The sequence below is a fragment of the Flavobacteriales bacterium genome, from assembly GCA_020435415.1.
In the GTDB taxonomy this organism is placed as follows: domain Bacteria; phylum Bacteroidota; class Bacteroidia; order JACJYZ01; family JACJYZ01; genus JACJYZ01.
Genome location: JAGQZQ010000065.1, coordinates 1 through 19828 on the forward strand (window position 1 = coordinate 1; position 19828 = coordinate 19828).

The 19828-nt window shown below is 47.0% G+C and carries 13 protein-coding genes; 4 read left to right on the plus strand and 9 right to left on the minus strand.

Annotation, left to right across the window (positions count from 1 at the left end):
• From KDD36_10695 to KDD36_10730, 8 genes are all read right to left on the minus strand, one after another.
• Nucleotides 1-320: OmpH family outer membrane protein (locus tag KDD36_10695; GenBank protein MCB0397115.1), on the minus strand; the 320-nt coding region annotated here is incomplete at its 3' end.
• A gap of 96 nt (nucleotides 321-416) precedes the next feature.
• Entirely contained in the window at nucleotides 417-2921 is a 2505-nt protein-coding gene (gene bamA, locus KDD36_10700; GenBank protein MCB0397116.1) for an outer membrane protein assembly factor BamA, read from the minus strand.
• A gap of 3 nt (nucleotides 2922-2924) precedes the next feature.
• Nucleotides 2925-3668 (minus strand): isoprenyl transferase, encoded by a 744-nt coding sequence (locus tag KDD36_10705; protein MCB0397117.1) that lies wholly within the window; start codon nucleotides 3666-3668, stop codon nucleotides 2925-2927.
• Nucleotides 3669-3719: 51 nt separating this feature from the next.
• On the minus strand, nucleotides 3720-4538 hold the full coding sequence (locus KDD36_10710; GenBank protein ID MCB0397118.1) for an outer membrane beta-barrel protein: 819 nt from the start codon (nucleotides 4536-4538) through the stop codon (nucleotides 3720-3722).
• Between the two features lie 57 nt (nucleotides 4539-4595).
• Nucleotides 4596-5585: a hypothetical protein gene (locus tag KDD36_10715; GenBank protein ID MCB0397119.1), complete on the minus strand. Its 990-nt coding sequence runs from the start codon at nucleotides 5583-5585 to the stop codon at nucleotides 4596-4598.
• A 19-nt stretch (nucleotides 5586-5604) separates the two neighbouring features.
• Entirely contained in the window at nucleotides 5605-6498 is an 894-nt protein-coding gene (locus KDD36_10720; GenBank protein ID MCB0397120.1) for an NAD kinase, read from the minus strand.
• Entirely contained in the window at nucleotides 6495-7799 is a 1305-nt protein-coding gene (locus tag KDD36_10725) for a hypothetical protein (GenBank protein MCB0397121.1), read from the minus strand. The genes KDD36_10720 and KDD36_10725 overlap by 4 nt, the downstream gene beginning before the upstream one ends.
• A gap of 113 nt (nucleotides 7800-7912) precedes the next feature.
• The gene (locus tag KDD36_10730) at nucleotides 7913-8575 is read right to left on the minus strand and encodes a CBS domain-containing protein (protein MCB0397122.1); all 663 of its coding nucleotides are present in this window, start codon (nucleotides 8573-8575) and stop codon (nucleotides 7913-7915) included.
• Nucleotides 8576-8660: 85 nt separating this feature from the next.
• Between KDD36_10730 and KDD36_10735 the strand changes: the two genes are divergently transcribed.
• Both KDD36_10735 and KDD36_10740 read left to right on the plus strand, forming a co-directional pair.
• A complete protein-coding gene (locus KDD36_10735; GenBank protein MCB0397123.1) occupies nucleotides 8661-9419 on the plus strand; it encodes a pyridoxine 5'-phosphate synthase in 759 nt (252 codons plus the stop codon).
• The gene (locus tag KDD36_10740; protein MCB0397124.1) at nucleotides 9416-10180 is read left to right on the plus strand and encodes an alpha/beta fold hydrolase; all 765 of its coding nucleotides are present in this window, start codon (nucleotides 9416-9418) and stop codon (nucleotides 10178-10180) included. The genes KDD36_10735 and KDD36_10740 overlap by 4 nt, the downstream gene beginning before the upstream one ends.
• Here the strand turns inward: KDD36_10740 and KDD36_10745 are convergent.
• Nucleotides 10173-18335: a PKD domain-containing protein gene (locus KDD36_10745; GenBank protein MCB0397125.1), complete on the minus strand. Its 8163-nt coding sequence runs from the start codon at nucleotides 18333-18335 to the stop codon at nucleotides 10173-10175. The genes KDD36_10740 and KDD36_10745 overlap by 8 nt on opposite strands.
• A gap of 373 nt (nucleotides 18336-18708) precedes the next feature.
• On the opposite strand from KDD36_10745, the gene KDD36_10750 reads away from it, so the two are divergent.
• Together KDD36_10750 and KDD36_10755 are read left to right on the plus strand one after the other, a co-directional pair.
• A complete protein-coding gene (locus tag KDD36_10750; GenBank protein ID MCB0397126.1) occupies nucleotides 18709-19302 on the plus strand; it encodes a methyltransferase domain-containing protein in 594 nt (197 codons plus the stop codon).
• 17 nt (nucleotides 19303-19319) lie between these two features.
• Nucleotides 19320-19828 (plus strand): DUF3078 domain-containing protein (locus KDD36_10755; protein MCB0397127.1); only part of this gene is annotated, 509 nt, incomplete at its 3' end.

Genomic DNA, 19828 nt, shown 5'->3' on the forward strand with positions numbered 1-19828 from the left:
TCAAAACCGAAACGTTTTTTTTGTAACTCTTTGGCTTCCTTTTCCTTTGCAATAATCTCAGCCTGCCTTTTGTTCTTCATTTCTTCAGTCAAAAGTATCTCCTCCTTCTGATAATCCTTATACATCCTGTCAACGGCAGCGAATTTTTCTTCGATTTCCTTTTGCCATTCTACGGATATCTTGTCCAATTCTTCCTGAGCCGCCTTGTATTCAGGTATATTTTCCAGGATGTACTTTGTGTCTACGAAACAAAATTTCTGGGCCATGGTTGACAAGGACAGCGCCATGATAGCAACCAGGAAGGTGAGTTTTCTTTTCATGATAATTCCTCCAGAGTAATGATGATTTGGTTTATGCGGTTTAATATTCTGATGTGACAATACAATCATTGTTCCAAACAATTTCTCAACGCTTGTTTAATCGCTGTTCCATGAGTTAAAGAACTGTCCAATTGTGAATTGGAAACGTTCTTCGTAAACCGGACGACCTTCCACCTTGTCCATAGGAATGCCATAATCCACGCCTAACAGTCCGAACATTGGTAGGAATAGTCGCAGACCCACGCCCACCGACCGCTTAAGGCGGAACGGATCAAATTGCTCTTTAGTAGACCAGGAGTTCCCGGCTTCTGCAAAAAGGTGGGTATAAATGGTTGCACTCGGGTTGGTGGAAAGGGCGAAGCGCAATTCCATTGTGTATTTTGCAGCATAAGAAGCACCATTGGCAGGTGATAACACATTATTGCCATAGCCCCTCATGGAGATCAATTCTCGCCCATCCAGGTTAAAACCGGACAAACCGTCACCACCCATATAGAACCTTTCAAATGGTGATGTACCTATGCCAGGATTGTAGTATCCGAGAAAGCCGAAACCAACCCGCGTTGCCAGGACAAACTTGGTCTTGGGATAATGGTCCAGAGGTGCATACCATGCTGCATGTACTTTCCATTTGTGGAATTCGATCCACTTGTATTTTTCTGCGTCAGGCAGCGTAGAATAATCCTTATCACTAAACCAGCGGGAGTACGGTAACGTCAATTGAGAAGAGAAAGAAAACTTTGAGCCTTTCTTCGGAAAGATCGGCGCGTCAATGTCATTCCTGGAAAGGGTAAAGGTCCCACTCAGATTGTTAGATCTTCCATCTGTGAAAATGAAATCGCCGGAGGTGAAATTCTTCAGACTATATACCTGATAACTGCCTTGTGCGTAAAAACTGAAGAAGTCATCAGGCCATTTCAGGCGCCAGCCGATGCCTGCAGAACCTCCGGTTAACTTCAACGTCTCGCGGTTGGGGTCTTCTTTACTGTATCCATAGGATCGAACCGTGTGAAAAACACTGACATTTAGTGAATTGGGTTTTTTTCCGCCCAACCAGGGTTCGGTAAAGGACATATTGTAAGATTGAAAACTGGGGCCATTTGATGTTGCACGCAAAGACAGGCGTTGACCATCACCTGCCGGAAGCGGTCGCCACGCACCCTTTTTAAACATATTCTTGGCTGAGAAATTACTGAAAACGAGCCCCAATGTTCCAACCACAATGCCTCCGCCCCATCCACCGGATAATTCTACCTGATCCGAAGGACGCTCAGCCACCACGTATTCAATATCCACGGTGCTGCTTTCTGGGTGGGGCGTAGTGACGACATCAAAAGCTTCAGGATCAAAGTAGCCGAGCTGAGACAGTTCTCTTTGTGAACGAATGATGTCGGACCTACTGAACAACTCTCCGGGTTTGGTCCGGATCTCCCTGAGTATTACCTGATCATTCGTTTTTGTATTACCGGAAACCAGCACTTTGCTGATGCGGGCCTGTTTACCTTCATAAATCTGAAGTTCAATGTCAATGGAATCGTTTTCCACCAGTTTCTCTACCGGATTCACCTGGAAGAAGAGGTAACCGTTGTCCAGATAAAGCGAACTCAGATCCTTTCCGGTAGGATTCATATATAATTGTTTTTCCAGTTTGGCTTCGTTGTAAACATCACCCCGTTGGATATTCAGAATGTCATTCAGTTGTTTGGTGGTATACTTGGTGTTTCCAAGCCATGTTATGTGCCTGAAATAGTACTTGTTACCCTCGTTGATCTCGATTTCAATATTAACCGTCTTCTCATCGTGGGCATACATCGTATCGGATACGATCCTTGCATCCCTTAGGCCAGATTCAAGGTATTTGTCGATGATGAGTTTCTTGTCGGCTTCATAGTCCCCATCATTGAACTTAGATACTTTGAAAACATGGAAGAGGTTCTTTTCTTTCACCTCTTTCATGGCTTTTTTAAGTTTTTGGTCGGAGAGTGCCTCATTGCCTTTGAAAGTAATGCTGTTCACTTTTACTTTTCTCTTTTTCCTGATCACAAATGTCAGAGCAATGCCGCTGTTCTGTGTTGTGTCTTTCTGTTGAACAACCTCCGTGGATACGAAATAGTAGCCCTTCTTGATAAAGTGGTTTTTGATCTTATTTTGAGAAGTGATCAAAAGGTTCTCATTAACCATGTCACCACTCGTGATATTTAGTTTTTCCCTTAAATTATTTGCTTCGGATCGGGAAATGCCTTCGAAATTGTAGTAAGACAAACGAGGTCTTTCCTTGAGTACTATGTCCAGCCAGATCTTATCACCCATTGTGCGTGTTGCCTGAACTTTTACGTCCTCGAACAAGCCCTGGGCCCATAGGTTCTTAATAGCTTTATTGATAGCTTCTCCAGGTACCTGAATGCGATCACCTTCACTCAGTCCGGAAAGTAGCAAAAGCATTCGGCTATCTAGGAACTGAACGCCAACAATACGGATACCTGCAATTTGATATTCTTTGGGGTTGCTGTAATCAATATCAACCGAATGCAGGGGTTGTTGGGCAAACGACTGAAAGAAAAAGGCAATGGAGAGGATACTTATAATGGTGGGTCTTAACATAGATCAGGTGGATAATTGTTCACTGGTCATACCAAACCTTCTTTCTCTGGATTGGTAATCCAGTATGGCTTCGCAAAAATGCTGTCGCCTGAAATCAGGCCACATCACATCCGTAAAATACAACTCTGAATAGGCGATTTGCCATAGCAAAAAGTTACTTATGCGATGTTCTCCGCTGGTTCGGATGAGCAATTCGGGGTCCGGTATATCTTTGGTGCAAAGGTACTTTTCAAAATCGTTGGCAGTGATGTCACTGATGGATTTGCTGTTGTTTTTGAATTCTTCTGCCAATTTTGTCGCAGCACGTACTATTTCCCATCGGGCACTGTAGCTAAGTGCCAGCACCAATGTCATCCGTTGGCCTTCTTTGGTTTTCTCGATGGCCTCGTGTAATTCCTTTCGACAACTGGCAGGAAGGCCCTCAATATCCCCAATAGCTTGCAACCGGATATCGTTCTTGGTCAGTGTTTTGGTTTCTTTGTGGATCGTTTGCACCAACAACTGCATCAGCGCATTGATCTCTAGCTTGGGTCGGTTCCAGTTTTCTGTACTGAATGCATACAAGGTGAGATACTTAATGCCTATTTCTGCGGCACATTCAACAGTATCTCTTACCGCTAGTACACCGTTCTTGTGACCGAAAATACGGTTCTTCCCTTTACTTTTAGCCCATCTTCCGTTACCATCCATAATGATGGCGACATGCTCCGGTAGATTATCATTATGTATTTGCTCAATCAGGCTCATATATGAAAAAAGGTCCCCGCAGGGACCGTTGTGCACCGCAGTATTAAAATCTTACAAATCCCGGTAGGCAGGACAAACTTCCTTGGCGCCACCGATCTTAAAGTTTATCATTATTCCGGTAAAGTTATACCAATCTTTGTTATTGGAATTACCTCGTTGTCTTCCTGTTTTGTCTTCGCCCGACAAACTCCGGTTTGCCAGTGTGGCTGAATTTGATCCGTTTTCGGCGTTAAGAACTAACGGATCGGCATAAGTCATACTAACATCGTCCAGGTAGTCGGTGAAGGTCTTCCGCATTCCCCATTCCAGGGCCATGCCAATGCGAGGTGTAAGATTCCATTTGATACCGAGGCCGAAGGGCAGAGATAATTGTAGCAGTTTATAGCGATTTCGTTCTGAGTAGGCGATCGTTTCCTGTCCTTCTGTGCCTAGAGGTTGTAATTCGTACCAGGTACCATCCAACTCAGCTTTGGGGTTGTGTTTCAGGGCTCCAAGTCCAACAAAAACGTAAGGGGTAAAGGATTGATTCTGTTTGCCAATTTCGTAAGGAAAAAAATTAAACTCCAATTGTCCCGAGAATTCCAGAATAGAAGATCGGAAAGAAAGGTTCCGTTCTTTTTGATTGTCATCTGATGAGTTGGCATCATCACCTTGTAACCGACCGTATAGTGCATTGAATCGGAATGCAAAGTGTGGATTGAAATTTCGTCGGAAAAGCAGTCCTAAAGCGGGACTGGTCATTTTGAAGTGGGCGCCGGGATTGATGTCGCCTAAATAATAACTTCCTCCTAAAAACAAGCCCAGTTCGGAATTCTTGTTTTTGACCACAGTTTGGGCCGTCAGCTGATCACAACAAGTCATCGCTGCCATAAAAAGTGTGGTATATATGGCAAAAGCTTTCATAGATAAGCGCCAGGCAATAACGTATCAGAACTTTGGCTTATTGCCACGGGTTGTTCTGAGTTTATAATTGAATGAAATGAGGGCGAACATATAAGAATCCTTGTCAGTTGGGTCACCACGCTGTTGTCCGGGTGCCGTCCAGGTCGGGTTGTCGCCGTTGGACGGGTCGGCAAGATCACCTGCTAATTCGTTGCCTGCATTACTTGAAATCGCTGATGAGCTGTAATAGGTAGTGCTCACATCGTCGATGTAATCGGTAAATGTCTTGCGGATGCCAAGTTCTATGCCAATAGCTGCATTCCTCCCCATGGAGTGGCGAGCACCAAATCCTATTGGAATGGCAACGGAAAACCGTGAATATTTGTCTCTTGCCGGATCAAGACCTTGGCCTTCAGTGCCTAGTGGCTGCAAGGCATACCATTTACCATCACCTGACCATTTGGCCTTTGGGTTGTAATAAAACGCCCCAATACCTACAAATCCATAATAATAAAGCTCAAATCCCTTCTGTCCTCTTACTCCTCTCAGGCGGTATCTGTGTCCCGTTTTGTCTTTCATCCATGAAGCCTCAAATTGTGTTGAGAATTCATAAATAGGTGCTTTGAAATGAAGATTACGATTTGCGCGGGTTGCTTCGGTTGTCAGATTGTCATTGCCTGAAACCATACCATAGGTAAAAGTGGTTCTGAGTGCACTATACAAATTAAGCTTGTATCGCAGGCCAACCATCAAAGCATGCCTTGTTGCGGATAATTCAAGATCTCTGAAGTAATTTGTTCCGATTTGGTTAGCTCCCCCTAGTTCTCCCAAGAAATTGGAAATACCCACACCCCCTACAGCCTCATACCTATATCGTTTCCAACGTTGACCAATACCAATCATAGGGATGATGAGCACAAAAAGCACCAAAACAGCTTTCTTCATGTCCGTAAATTTGGCTAAGTAGTTAAAGGACAGCAAATATAATTCTTTTATTTCACTTTTATCCGTTGCAGGATCGCCTGCTTCCGGCATAGTACGTACGTATGGCTCCTTAGTTTCTTTTATCCATTCCCCACATGAGTTTATTGCGTAAAGTTGTCAGGAAGCTTTGCCCCGTCAGTCTTACAAAAGGCACATAAAAGGATTCCTTTCTGACGATCATTTCCAGGCTACTGTCAATAGTGATGGATCTGGAGTCCAATGTGGCCAGGAATGAATCGCTTCTTCCCTCTACCTTCAATCGTATGACCGATTGGTCAGAAATGATCATGGGTCTGACGGTGAGGTTGTGCGGTGCAATGGGAGTGATCACAAAATTACCAGTTGTGGGATGAACGATTGGTCCACCGCAACTCAATGAATAACCGGTGGATCCTGTCGGGGTTGCTATAATTAAACCGTCTGCCCAGAATGTATTCAGAAATTCATCATCTATCCATGTGTGGATGGAGATCATCGAAGAGGTGTCTTTTTTATGCAATGTCAATTCATTCATTGCAAAATTCAGGTTCCCGAAAAGGGCTTCTTCGGTCTCCATTCTCAACAGGGATCGTTTAGCAAGGAAATAATGCCCTGCAAAAAGTTCATTCAGGGCCCATTCGATCTCTTCTTTGGCAATGCTGGATAAAAAGCCGAGTCGCCCGGTATTGATACCCATCACAGGAATTCCGGAATCTCTGATTAACATGATGCTTTCCAGCATTGTACCGTCACCGCCAAGACTGAACAAGATGTCAATATTTCCTTTCAGGTCTTCATAAGTTGAGAAACGACTCGGTTCTGTGTTCAGTAGTTTTTTGGAGGCCAGGTCATTATAGATTGATTCAAAGACCAAAAGTTCAACCCCTTTGCTTTCCAAAATAGTGATCAGCACCTTCACAAATGGCTCGGATTCAGGATGTATCTTCACCCCGTAAAGGCCAACACGTTTAATATCCTTGTTCATATAGGAGCAGTAAAGTGAACAAAAAAGCCGGCTTCTCCAAATCGACTGACTGCGTATTCCAATCTCATAACCTTGTCGTAATAGGTAACCAAATCCAATCCTAGTCCAAGTCCGGTAAGTATGGTGTTTTGCAGAGGGTTCGGGTAATAGTCCGGCTTGTCCATGAGGTAACCGGCATCCATAAACACATTAAGATAGGATGCAAAGGAGATCTTGTTAAATTTCTCAGCCGGGATAAATGCAAATTTCTTGATCATGGGTCGAACCAGTGCAAATTTGATATTGGCCCGTGCAAGCCAGAAATTCTGTCCGTCCACCACTTTTAGTTCATAAGATCGCACATAGGCATTTCCATAACCCAGTCCACGTTGCAGTGCATAAGGCTGTCTTTTGGCAGACGATAGCTTGGCGCCAAAACTCGCGCCTGTGTACCATCGTGGGGCAAGGGTCTTGAACCATTTGACGGTTCCAGTGGCATACAGAACATCCGTTGTATGGTTGGTGAAAAAGCCCAGGCCATGCTTCACAATCTCGAAGTCTATATAATATCCGGCCAATGGATAGGGTTTGAAGTTTCTTCGGTCATGTTTGAATAGATAGGTTGCTGTAAAAAACGACAGGTGTTTGTTTCCTTCGCCCAGGTAATGCTCATTTAAGGCGGCGAGGGTGTCTGAAATGTCATAGGTGTTAAACCGCAGCATCCAGGCGTGTTGGTTGTAAAATCCTTTTCGCAAACTGTATACAATATCCGTCGATGTGTGCTTTCGAGGATAACCGGTGTCATCTTTGAAAAAGACTTGTTCATTATTCATGCTTGTCACATTCACCTCCCGGCTTCGCGTGTATGAATAGGCAAATCGCAAACCGCTTTTTTGCTTGCGGTTCAGATATGGTATGGCATAGGAAATGCTGAATTGCTGGCTATAGCCGAGCCTGAGTCGTATGCTAAGGCTTTCCTTTCTTCCCCGAAAGTTATCCCTTACAAGATAAAATCCATAATGTGTGCGTGATAGGTCCTTTGATTTCCACCAAACATTAAAGTTGCGGTCGGCCAATTCAAAAATGGGCATGGGCCAGGTATACCATCGTTCCTCCACTTTAATGATGACGCGCATGTTTATGTTTGTCAGCATAGAAGTGTCAATCGTAACATAGTTAAAAAGAGAGGTATTCAGCAAGTTGTTGCGACTGGTATTTTTTATTACCTCCCACTCAGTGGTCAGAATGGTGTCTCCCTCTGAAAATGCAAGTTCGCGAAGAAGAATTTGCGCTTTTGTTACTTTATTGCCTTCCAGCTTCACTTCGCTGATAACCAGGTATGCAGCAGATTGTGTTAACTGTTGTGAGAAAATGGACAGATGAAAACAAAAAAGGCAAACCAATAATGGAATGAACCTGGGCCGCGTCAACGTGGTCAGATGTTTAAGTAGTTCATTAATTGGTCGTACCTGTCTCTCAGTGAATCATTGAATTCGTTCTCATGAAACGATGCTTTGATTGTATAATCATAGCGATCGAATGCTGCCAGAATACGGGTGATATCCGTACGATTTAATTTGAGGGTCAATTCAATCTTTGTTGAATTGGGTTGAGAAGTAATATAGGAACTGAGAATCTTAGTGTCATCACCTTCGATGATCTGTGCTATGGCCGCAAGTGAGTAGTCATTTTGATTTAACTCAAGAACAACAATTCCGCCAGGTTCCTTTATTGATGCCATGGCGGAAAGTTTCTGAATCAGATGCTCTATGGTGATGCTCCCGAGATAGCGGTTTTTATCATCCAGTACCGGTATCAGACTGATCTTTAGTTCGGAGATCACCTTAATCACTTCATAAAAGTGTACGTTATCTGTTACGTAAGGACGGATAAGGGAAAGTTTATGGTTGCCCAACGGTTCTTCCGGAGCATTCATGTCAAGAATGTCAGCTTCTGAAACAAGACCCAGGAAATCAGCCTGGTTTACGATCGGCAGATGTGGGACCTTGAATTCGTCCATCCAGTTCAAGGCCTTGATTCCGGTATCGGAGGTTTTCAGTGGCGGTATGTCATCGGTGATCAGGTCTCTGGCAAGCATATTCCTCTCCTGTTTATGATACACAAACTTACTAAATTTTTTAGCTTTGGGTAGGGCAAATACCCTTAAGGATAAGCGAGAAACAATGGTGAAATTAAGTGTAAATATTAATAAGGTAGCCACCTTGCGTAATGCCAGGGGAGGAAATATTCCAGATGTGTTAAAGGTTGCATCGGATTGTGAGAAGTTCGGAGCTATGGGCATTACCGTACATCCCAGACCTGACGAAAGACATATCCGGTATCAGGATGTTCATGATCTGAAAAATGTCCTGACTACAGAATTCAACATTGAAGGTTATCCTTCTGCGGATTTTATTAAACTGGTGCTTGACGTTTGTCCCGCTCAGGTGACATTGGTGCCGGATGCGCCAGATGTAATCACCTCGAATGCAGGATGGAATGTTACAGAAAATAAATCATTACTTGAAGAAGTGATCGGAACATTTAAGGAAAAGAATATCCGCACATCATTGTTTATGGATCCCAATGCTGAAATGATCAGGGAGGCTGCATCCACCGGTACCGATCGGGTAGAATTATATACTGAAGCCTATGCCGCAGGATACAATGCAGACCGGGAGAATGCAATTAAGCCATACGTAATGGCGGCACAGGCTGCGGCGGAAGTTCACCTCGGTCTGAACGCCGGACACGACCTCAATCTTGTGAACCTGGCTTATTTCACATCAAAAATCCCCGGTCTACTTGAAGTATCTATTGGCCATGCGCTCATCTCCGATGCATTATACTTCGGGCTTGAGAAAACAATACAGTATTACCTGTCCGCTTTACGTGAGGGGTCAGATGCGGCAATGCAACCCGCTCAGACCAAGGGTGCATGAAGCTACAGAGTTATGTATCCGGCTCAGGAAGTCCACTGATCATTCTACATGGCCTTTTCGGATTTTCAGATAACTGGCAGACGGTTGCCCGGTTGCTGAGTGACCGGTTTGAAGTACATCTTCTGGATTTACGCAACCACGGCCGGTCCCCTCATGCCGATGAATTTAACTATCAGGTCATGGCAGATGATGTCCTGGCATATATGCATGCACAGGACCTGGAGTCGGTGGCACTCGTTGGTCATTCGCTGGGCGGTAAGGTCGCCATGACCCTGGCAACCAACCATGCCCTGGCCATTGATAAGCTGGTGGTGGTGGATATCGCCCCCCGTTACTATGCGCCCCATCATCAAAAGGTGATACAGGCCCTGACAGCAGTACAACCGGAAACATGTGCCAACAGGCAAGAGGCAGAGCAACGCATGCAACCCTATCTCAGTGAACCATCGGTCCGACAGTTTCTGTTAAAGAATCTTTACCGGGATGATGAAAAGAAGTTGGCATGGCGTATGAACCTGGATGGTATTGTTGAACAAATTGAGAACGTAGGAGAGGCATTGGATGACGCGGCCTTTTATCAAGGCCCCGTACTATTTATACGCGGTGAGCATTCCGATTATATCAGTGAGGATGATGAGGCACAGATCATCCATCACTTTCCTTCCGCATCCATAGTCACCATCCCGGAATCCGGTCATTGGGTTCATGCCGATGCACCGGAAAAGTTCCTGACTGCACTGACCGATTTTCTGGTTACTTAACCACCGTCACATGCCCGATATGTCGATGCGGTGTGCCGAAACAATCCCGGGTGATCACCAACCAAACGTAAACATCCTCCTGGACAGGCTTGGTGCCGCCATTCGCGGTACCTGGCCAGCCGTTGCTATTGTCGGTACAATCATTGGTTACGTAGATTTCATTGCCCCAACGGTCGAAGATGTACATCTCACATTCACATACGTTGATCATTTTCGGAAAGAAAAATTCGTTCGTGCCATCCCCATTAGGTGTGTAGGCATTCGGAATATAAAAAGTGTATTCTCCTTTTATATGGATGGGCCGGGTGATGGTGTCCATGCAACCATGTGCATTCGTCAGGATCAGGGTAACGTCAAACCAACCGGTATCTTCATACGTGTGAAAGGGATGCTGAACCACTGAAGTATCATTATCTCCAAAGTTCCATAACCAGGAATAAGGGTCGGTTGACTTATCTTCAAAGGAGAAGATCGGACTGAATATGGATTGTTCCCATGAGCTGGCGGTAAAGTCCGCTTCCGGCAACGGCCAGGCATTAATTGTAATGGTTGAGGAAGTGGTAGTATAGTTCGTACAACCGTTGGGGGATGTTGCGGTCATATTCACGATATAAGTTCCAGGCAGGATATAGGTATGTACCGGGTTGGGTTCATCCGAGGTGTTACCATCTCCAAAATCCCAGAAGTATATCGAATCATTGGTAGATTGTTGGTTGAATTGAACCGTCAGCGGTACACAACCGTCGAGTACATCCGAGGTAATCATAACCTCAGGTCTTCCCATGATCACAACTTCTTCAATGGCGGTTGCCTGGCAGCCATTGGTATCTGTAACCGTTAGTGTTATGGAGTAGGTACCGGTATCTGCATAGAGATGGGTTAAATCACCACATGCTGTGGCAGTGTTATTGTCCCCGAGGTTCCACATGCAATTGGATACAGAACCTGTTGCCGAGTACAATAGGTACGTTGAATCTCCCAGACAAGAGGGACCGGTCGTTAAGTCTACAGTTGGCCCAGCCAGGTCAATGAGTGTCAGGGAATCCGTCATCTGACATCCGTTCATGTCAGATAATGTTACGTAATATATCCCCGCTGAAAGGCCAGTAGCCGTGGATCCGGTCTGTCCGTTACTCCATGTAAAGGTATATCCGGGTGTTCCTCCAATGGCCATGGCGGTAGCGCTGCCGTCGAGGCGACCGCATGTTTCCGGTAATCCGGTTATAGTAAGTATCAGAGAATCCGGTTCCGGTATAAATACCACAGCTGTATCCGGGCAACCGTTTGCATCTGTGATTGTAACATAATGATTACCGGTATTCAAACCGGATGTCAGAGAACTCGTGGTGCCGTTACTCCATAGATAGGTGTAAGGCATGACGCCACCAGTGACGTTAACGGTGGCTGTTCCGTCTGTTCCACCGCTGCACAAAACATCGGTTGAATCTATACCAACGGTCAACCTGGTGGGTTCAAAGAGTGTGATCCACAGGGTATCGAGACAACCCTTGGAATCGGTGACAGTCACCCCGTAGCTTCCTGCGGAAAGTCCTGTGTTATCCTGTTCCGTGCTGCCGTCTGACCAAATGTATGAATAAGGAGGAGTGCCACCAGTTGCGATCACATCAACCGAACCTGAGGATGCCCCATTACACAGGATATGTGTGGACACCTGTGATATGGCCAATGGTGTTGGGTTGATGACTTGCGCGGTGATGGCCTCCAAACATCCGTTGTTGTCAGAAACGGTAACGGCGTATGTACCTGCTGGTATGCCTGAAACCGCACCCTCGGTATTGCCTGTACTCCACAGGTAAGTGTAAGGTGGTGTCCCGCCAGTAGTGGTTACAGTTAAAATGCCACTTGTGTCACCGAAGCAATTCACAGTGTCGTTCATCATATTCAGCACAAGCGCATCAGGTTCTGTGATGGTCACCTGGTCCATTGCGGAACATCCCAGGTTGTCTGTTAATGTTACTGAATATGTTCCGGAGCTGAGTCCACTGATATCTTCGGTAGTGGCTCCGTTACTCCAAACATAAAGGTAGCCGGGTGTTCCTCCGGAAGGTATCAGATTGATAGTGCCGTTGTTGTCTCCGGCACAAAGCAGTGTTGGTGCGACCAACACAATACCTGGGGATCCAGCCTGAAGAATGGACACAGATGCGGAATCCAGACATCCGTTACCATCAGTGACCGTGACATTGTAATTTCCGGCACATAGTCCGGTAGCGGTGGGGTCGGTGGTTCCGTTGTTCCACAGGTATTGATAAGGGCCGTTGCCGGTCACACTCACATTGACGCTACCATTACATTGACCACATCTGGCGCTTACGGATCCCATGACCAGTGACGGAGGGTTGTTCACCGTGACTGTTCCTGTGGCCGTAACCTGGTTGCCATCCTGATCCGTGAGCGTAACCTGGTATACCGTAGTGTTTACAGGACACACAGTAACCGGTCCGGCAGTGGTATTCGTGATGCCATTGTTCCACGTGTAACTATAGGGAGGTATGCCGTCAGTGCCAACGGCGGTGAGATCAGCACAATCTCCGGCACAGACCACTACATCGTTCAGGGTAACAGTTGGCATACAAGCATTGATCACATCGTGTGATCTCGTCAGTATACATCCGTTGGCATCTGTAATCGTTACCTGGTAAGATCCGATCACTAACCCGGTGGCCGTTGCGGATGTTTGTCCATCCGACCAAACATAAGTATGCGGTTGTGTTCCCCCCCCTGAAGAAATGGTGGCGGTTCCGTCGTCAAATGTACAGCCCACCGGTGTGCCGGTTACGGAACCTGTAAGGGCTGACGGCTCTATGACGCTGATAGAAGTATCGATCATACAGCCATTGGCATCTGTAACAGTAACGGCATAATTTCCTGTTGTCAGGTTTCCAACATCTTGGGTTGATGCGCCATTGTCCCATGCATAACTGTAGGGCGTAGTGCCTCCTGTAATGGTAATATCAATGCTGCCGTTATTGTCTCCGGCACACAGGAGATCCACATGATTTTCTGTGAGAACCATGGCCGGAGGTTGCGAAATAAGGGTATCCGTGACGGCCTTACAACCCAGGTTGTCCGTAATGGTTACCGTATAGGTTCCCGGTGGAAGTCCGGTCAGGTCTTCGGTGGTCTCGCCGTTATTCCAGAGAAAAGTGAAGGGCGCCGAGCCGCCACCCACATTCAGATTGATGGTGCCATCAGACTGTCCATAACAGTTTACATGGGTGATGTCAAACGTCAAAGGTGAAGGTCCGCCGATATCATCAATCGTGAGGGTAAGAGCATTCGAGCACCCGTTGGCATCGGTGACCGTGACCGAATAATTTCCCGAAGTGGAGGATGTCAGATCCTCCGTAGTATTTCCATCGCTCCAGAGATAGGAGTAAGGTGTTGTGCCTCCTGTTATTGTAATATCCGCTGTTCCATCAGTCGCCCCGCAGGTTGAAGGTGTAGTGCTTCCACTCAGCGTCAGCACAGCAGGTTCGGAAATGATTTGTGAAGATGTTTCCGAACATCCGTTGGCATCTGTCACGGTAACGCTATACGTTCCTGCCGTGAGTCCTGACAGGTCTTCTGTCGTAGCCCCGTTGCTCCATAAGATGCCATAGGATGGTGTTCCTCCGCTGGGTGTAAGATCTATAGAACCTGTCGTTCCTCCGTTGCAGAGTACATTTGATGGTGTGAGATTCAGGGTTAGATCTACAGGTTGACCCACAACAGCAGTGGTTGTGGCATCGCACCCATTGTTATCATTTACCGTGACGGTATACGTTCCTGCAGTTAATCCGGAAACGTCTTTGGTTGTAACACCATTGCTCCAGGTATATGTATAACCTGGAGTTCCCCCTGATGCTGCCAGATTCACAGTGCCGCTGGCATCGCCAAAACAGGTAGCATTGCCGGGTGTCGCGATGAGGGTAATATCTGTGGGTTCACCTATGGTCTCTGACGTTGTCTCTGAACATCCGTTGCTATCCGTAACCGTGACCGTATAATTACCTGCACTTAATCCTGAGATATCTTCTTCAGTAGCACCAGTGCTCCAGGTGAACGTGTATGCAGGCGATCCACCAGATGGTGTGAGGTTGATGCTTCCCTCCGCACCGCCAAAACACAAGGCGTCGGTTCCCACAATGCTCAGGGAAAGAACCGTTGGTTCACTCACAACTTCTGATATCACATCGGTACATCCATTGTTATCACTGACAGTCACGGTGAATGTGCCTGAAGTTAATCCCGAGATATCTTCTGTTGTGGCGCCGTTGCTCCAAACGAATGTATATGGAGAGGTGCCACCGGAGACGGTCAGGTCTATGCCCCCGGTCGCATCACCATTACATAAAACATTGGTCGCACTGCCTGATAGACTCAGGTCAACAGGTTCACTAACGACAACTTCCAGCGTGTCCCCACAAAGATTGATATCAGTAGCGGTCAGTGTATAAGTGCCTGCTATCAGACCGGAGATGTCTTCTGTGGTAGCTCCGTTGCTCCAGATGTATGTGAAGGGTGCGGTGCCCCCGGTTAGTGTTACATCGATGCTTCCATCATTTCCGCCGTTACAGAGCACGTCAGACGGAGTACCGGAAAGTGATATATTGCAAAGACACACCTCCACCACTTCGGAGGTGGTGACATAGCAATTATTGTTATCCCACACATACACGGTGTAGGTGCCATCTGTGAGCCCGGTGAGGTCTTCGGTAGTAGCACCATGGGTCCATGTATATGTATAGCCTGGTGTTCCTCCGGAAACGGTCAGGTCAATATCTGCTCCTCGACAATCAACGGCTGTCAGAATATCAATCGGAGGTGATGCGCCGATGTTGACGGATATCATTTGCGTACATCCCTGTGCGTCGGTTACCGTTACAGTGCAGGTTCCACCCGGCAGATTGTTGGTTGCCTGTGTTGTTGCACCATTGCACCACAGGTAGGTGTATACCGGTTGTCCACCGGTAACAGTTACGGTGGCGGTACCGTTCGCCGCGCCTCCGCAGGCGTTGGTGGAGTCAATGCTAAGTGACATGATTCCATAGTCCGTCAATGTCATCTCACCTTCGGCTGTGCAGCCATTGGCATCGGTGACAGTCACGCCGCACGTGCCTGCGGAGAGGCCTGTCGCGATGGAGGTGGTTTGACCGTCACACCACACATAGGTGAATGGGTCCGTGATCGGTTCACAGGAGACGATCACATTGTCAAAGAAATATTGTTCAAAATTTCCGTCTGCAAGAGCACGAACCACGATGCGTACGCATCCGCCATCCGGAATCGGAGAGGTGAATGTCTGAAACGTGGGGTACACAGATTGTGCATTGTCGTCGTTCAGCTGAACGACCGGTACTTCCGCACCACCATCGATGGTGTAATAAACATTGAAATAGTCCGTGATATCCAGATCGGCTGTGCCGGCGATATCTATAGACAACGAAACATTCGTGCAAGAAGAGATATCGATACATTCCGAAGTCCACGTTACCTCGCCGTTCATGTCGCGGCCTTCGAAATGGTTGTTCCTTACCTCCCACCAGTCGTTGTTGGTGAATCCGCCGATACTCCATTTAGCTGGTGTCCCGCTTCCGGTGGTCGTACCGTTGGGATAGCCGGAAAAGTCCTCCGAATAGAAAACAGTTAACGGTCCTGTGGTATCAGCGGTTCCTCCGGTTACCTTCACTTCAATCGAACCACTGAAAGTTCCTGCACAATTGGTGGTGGTCAGATCTTCCAACTCAACCGAAAGAGGGAATGGTGCGATTACATTTACGGTGGTATTTCGTGAACAACCATTGTTATCGGTCACGGTCACGGAATAGGTACCGCCACCCAGACCGGTAGCGGTTGCTGAAGTTGCACCGGATGACCAGGTGTAGGTATAGCCGGGACTCCCACCTGTTGGTGTGACCGTGGCCGTGCCATCGAGGTTTGCATCACAGGTCACATCCGTGGATGAAGCTGTTATTTCCAATTCATCGGGAGCGGTCACATCAATGACCTCTACCAGGTAACACCCCGAAGCTTCGGTGACCGTTACTGAGTAGGAGCCCCTGCATAAACCTGTCATGGATGATGAGGTGGAACCGTTGGTAGGATACCATGCATAGGAATATGGGGTGGTTCCTCCACTCACGCCCACACTTATCGATCCGGTACAATCATCATAACATTGCAGAACATCACCCGAAGGCGATGTGACCATGGGGTTCGGTTCAAGCAGTGTCACCTCGGTGATCTCCGGACAACTACCGCCATCATCCACCAGTACCGTGTAGGTTCCGGCGGTGAGTCCGGTGATTGCTGCCGTTGTTTGTCCACCAGGAATCCACTGGTAATTATATGTTCCGCTACCTCCGGTTGCGGTAACGGTAATACTGCCATCGCTGGTACTGCACCAGGATGGGTCGGTGTGGACGGTAGACAGATCAATGTCTGAGTTACCTGCGATAACGACGGTTTGTGTGGCAATGCAATTGGCGTCGTCCACAACAGTCACGGTATATGTGCCCGGATCAAGACCGGTGATGGTGGATACGGTCTCACCGGTGCTCCAGAGATAAATGTATGGAGGTGTTCCGCCGTTAGGAGTGGCTGTTGCGCTTCCCGGACCACCGACGTATGCGGTATCACAAATCATTGTAACCGGAGGTGCGTTGTTGCCTGGAATGATGGCGCCGTTGACCGTATCGCCATCACATAGCATGCGCATATCTGTGCATGTCACACAAGGTGAACATCCATTGTTGCACCAGCCGCTGCTCGAAGATCCTCCACAGCCTCCCGTTGTCGATGTGCCATTGGCGCATCCGTCATAGATGGTGAGTGTGTTACATTGAGCACAGGTGACATTGCAAGTGATCAGTGCCTGTTTTCCGTTGATCACCACCCATTCTTCAATCGTCTTATTTGTGCCATCGGAGGAGGTGCGGTAACCGGTTCCGCATTCGGACAGCAGTCCTCCACAGTTTGCATCACTTTTTGAAACGGATACGGTCATGCCGCATGGCAGACATGTGTCTGCGCTGACCACCAGATCGGTAATGGTATCGTTGCAGCCAGGGTTATCACATGATTCGGCGATAAGTGTTACGATATAGGAGCCGGTGCCCGGATAGTTATAGGTTGGATTCGTGGCCGTGGAATTGTCGGTTGTGGAAGTTGGGTCACCGAAGTCCCATTGGTAACTGCATGCACCTTCACTCAGATTCATGAATTCTACCGTACTGTTTAAACAGTTTACGGTGGTCCCAATGGCTCCTGCGACCACGTCCCGTTCACAAGCCAGCACATTGAACTGGAAGTCTCTTTTGGTCTCACCCAGCAAGACGCCGTTCCGGTATTCTTTTACACAAACACCAACCACAAATTGCCCCAGGGTATTCGGTACTCCGGTGAGTAAACCGGTTTGCGGATCAATCGTTACCGCCGTTCCACCCAGCAGGTTACCCAGCCCGTAAGGAGCTCTCCAGGGTACTGTATTATATGGTGGGTTAAGTGGTGGTTGGGGAGCCACAGGATTGGTAGGTGAAGTAAACGGGTCACACAACTCATACACCAGGGAATCGCCATCAGGGTCGGTGGCCGAGTGGTCATAGTTGATCTCAAATCCCTGGCAGATAAACACAGGTGGCCACTCATTGATGATCGGGTTTGCATTGCAAACACCGGCAGAGATATCCGGAATGCTGGCGGTATAAGTAGCACCCACGTTCTGTGGATTGACAAGGTTTTGAATGGTCTGGTTCCTGCAGCACCTCTGATATGATAACGTATATCCACCCGGACGTGGTGGAAGTGTTACTGTTGAAGAATAAGTAGTGCGCTCATAACAGACGTTACCCGGAACCACGATACAGGGATCCGGGGTTTCCGGATTCAGCTGCACCTTGCTGGTAAATGGCATGTACACCGTTTGAACCAGGTTGTTGTTCGCGTCGAATATCCCGATCGCGGCGGGTTTGTCGAAGTCCGGTACCCCGTTATAGCAGTCCCGGTAAACCGTCATGCTAATGAGATACTGGTCGTTTCCTAAACAGTCGTAATTGATTTCTCCACCCACGATATGGGTCCCGAATGCGGTTTGGTTCATCCCGAACCAGCACAGCAAATGCAAGACATAACTTGCCCATCTTTTCCTTCTCATAGCCCCCATCTTTTGCCTTGTTATATTCTACGTAGGAATAATTGAATCGTTACGTGCAACAATAACCGGATTTGGTTATTAATAAAGGGGATTAAGGGTAATTACCTATACGAAATAAAGTGCAATTTGTATTGGGAATGATACTTCTTTCAAAAAGGATCAAGCACGTTTTGTTCGCGTAAGTTGATCCCGAAGTACCGCTAAACCATGCCCGGTTAGTAGCAGTAACTATATGTATAATGCAGCACTTCCAAAACGTAACACTTTTAATCTGCATTTCTGTTTGTCCAGGCACGAATTGTTTGAAACTTTATGTTGATATACATCTATCTGCCTTTGAGTATATCTTTCCATTCGGTTAATTTTGCAGGTGATGAATGATCAGGTTAGGTTCAATCAGGCCTATTGGGATAACCGGTATTCCCAGGGTGATACGGGTTGGGATATCGGGTATGCCAGCCCGGCCATTCTGGAATTCTGCCGGCAATATGTCAGGCATGATGCGAAGATTCTGATTCCCGGTTGCGGAAATGCATGGGAAGGATTAGCGCTTACAGAGGCAGGATATGAACAGGTTTATTTGCTGGACATTTCCGCACTGGCGTTGGATCAGGTGAGGAAACGCTTTGCATCATTTCCCTCATCTCATCTTATACATGAAGATTTCTTTGCGCATCAGGGATCATATGATATCATCCTTGAGCAAACTTTTTTCTGCGCCATTGATAGAACATTACGATCGTCGTATGTCAAGCAGGCAAGACGGTTGCTAAAACCCGGAGGTCGATTGGCCGGTCTGCTTTTTGCCAATGAGTTTGACAGGGAAGGTCCGCCATTCGGTGGTACAGAAGCGGAGTATCGCACACTGTTTGAGCCGCATTTCAACCTGGATAGATTAGAGCTTGCCACCAACTCAATTCCTCCGCGTGCAGGCAATGAATTGTTTATACTTGCAACCAGAAAATAACTTTTACAAAAATCACGATGAACAGAAGATTTAAAATCACAGCCCTTCTCTTTACAACGATCGCAATTTCCGCATTTGCGCAGGACGATAAGGACAGTACCAAGCTGTGGTCCCGTGGAGGAGTGGTAAGACTTCAATTCTCGCAGGCATCCCTGACCAACTGGGCAGCGGGTGGAGAAAGCTCGATTGCAGGAACCTCGTTCCTGAGCTTGTTCGCCAATTATGCGAAGGGAAAAGTCAATTGGGATAATACCGTTGATCTTGCTTATGGATTGCAAAAACTTGGCACGGGTAACTGGGTGAAAAGCGATGACAAGATCGACCTCTCTTCCAAACTCGGGATTAAAGGAAAGAACGCCTGGTTTTACAGTGCACAGTTAAGTTTTAAAAGCCAATTTGCACCAGGTTATAAATTGCCGAATGATTCTGTGGTTATCGCAGACTTTCTTTCACCGGCTTATGTATTGGCATCACTAGGTATGGACTACAAACCCAATAAGGATTTTTCATTACTCATTGCACCGCT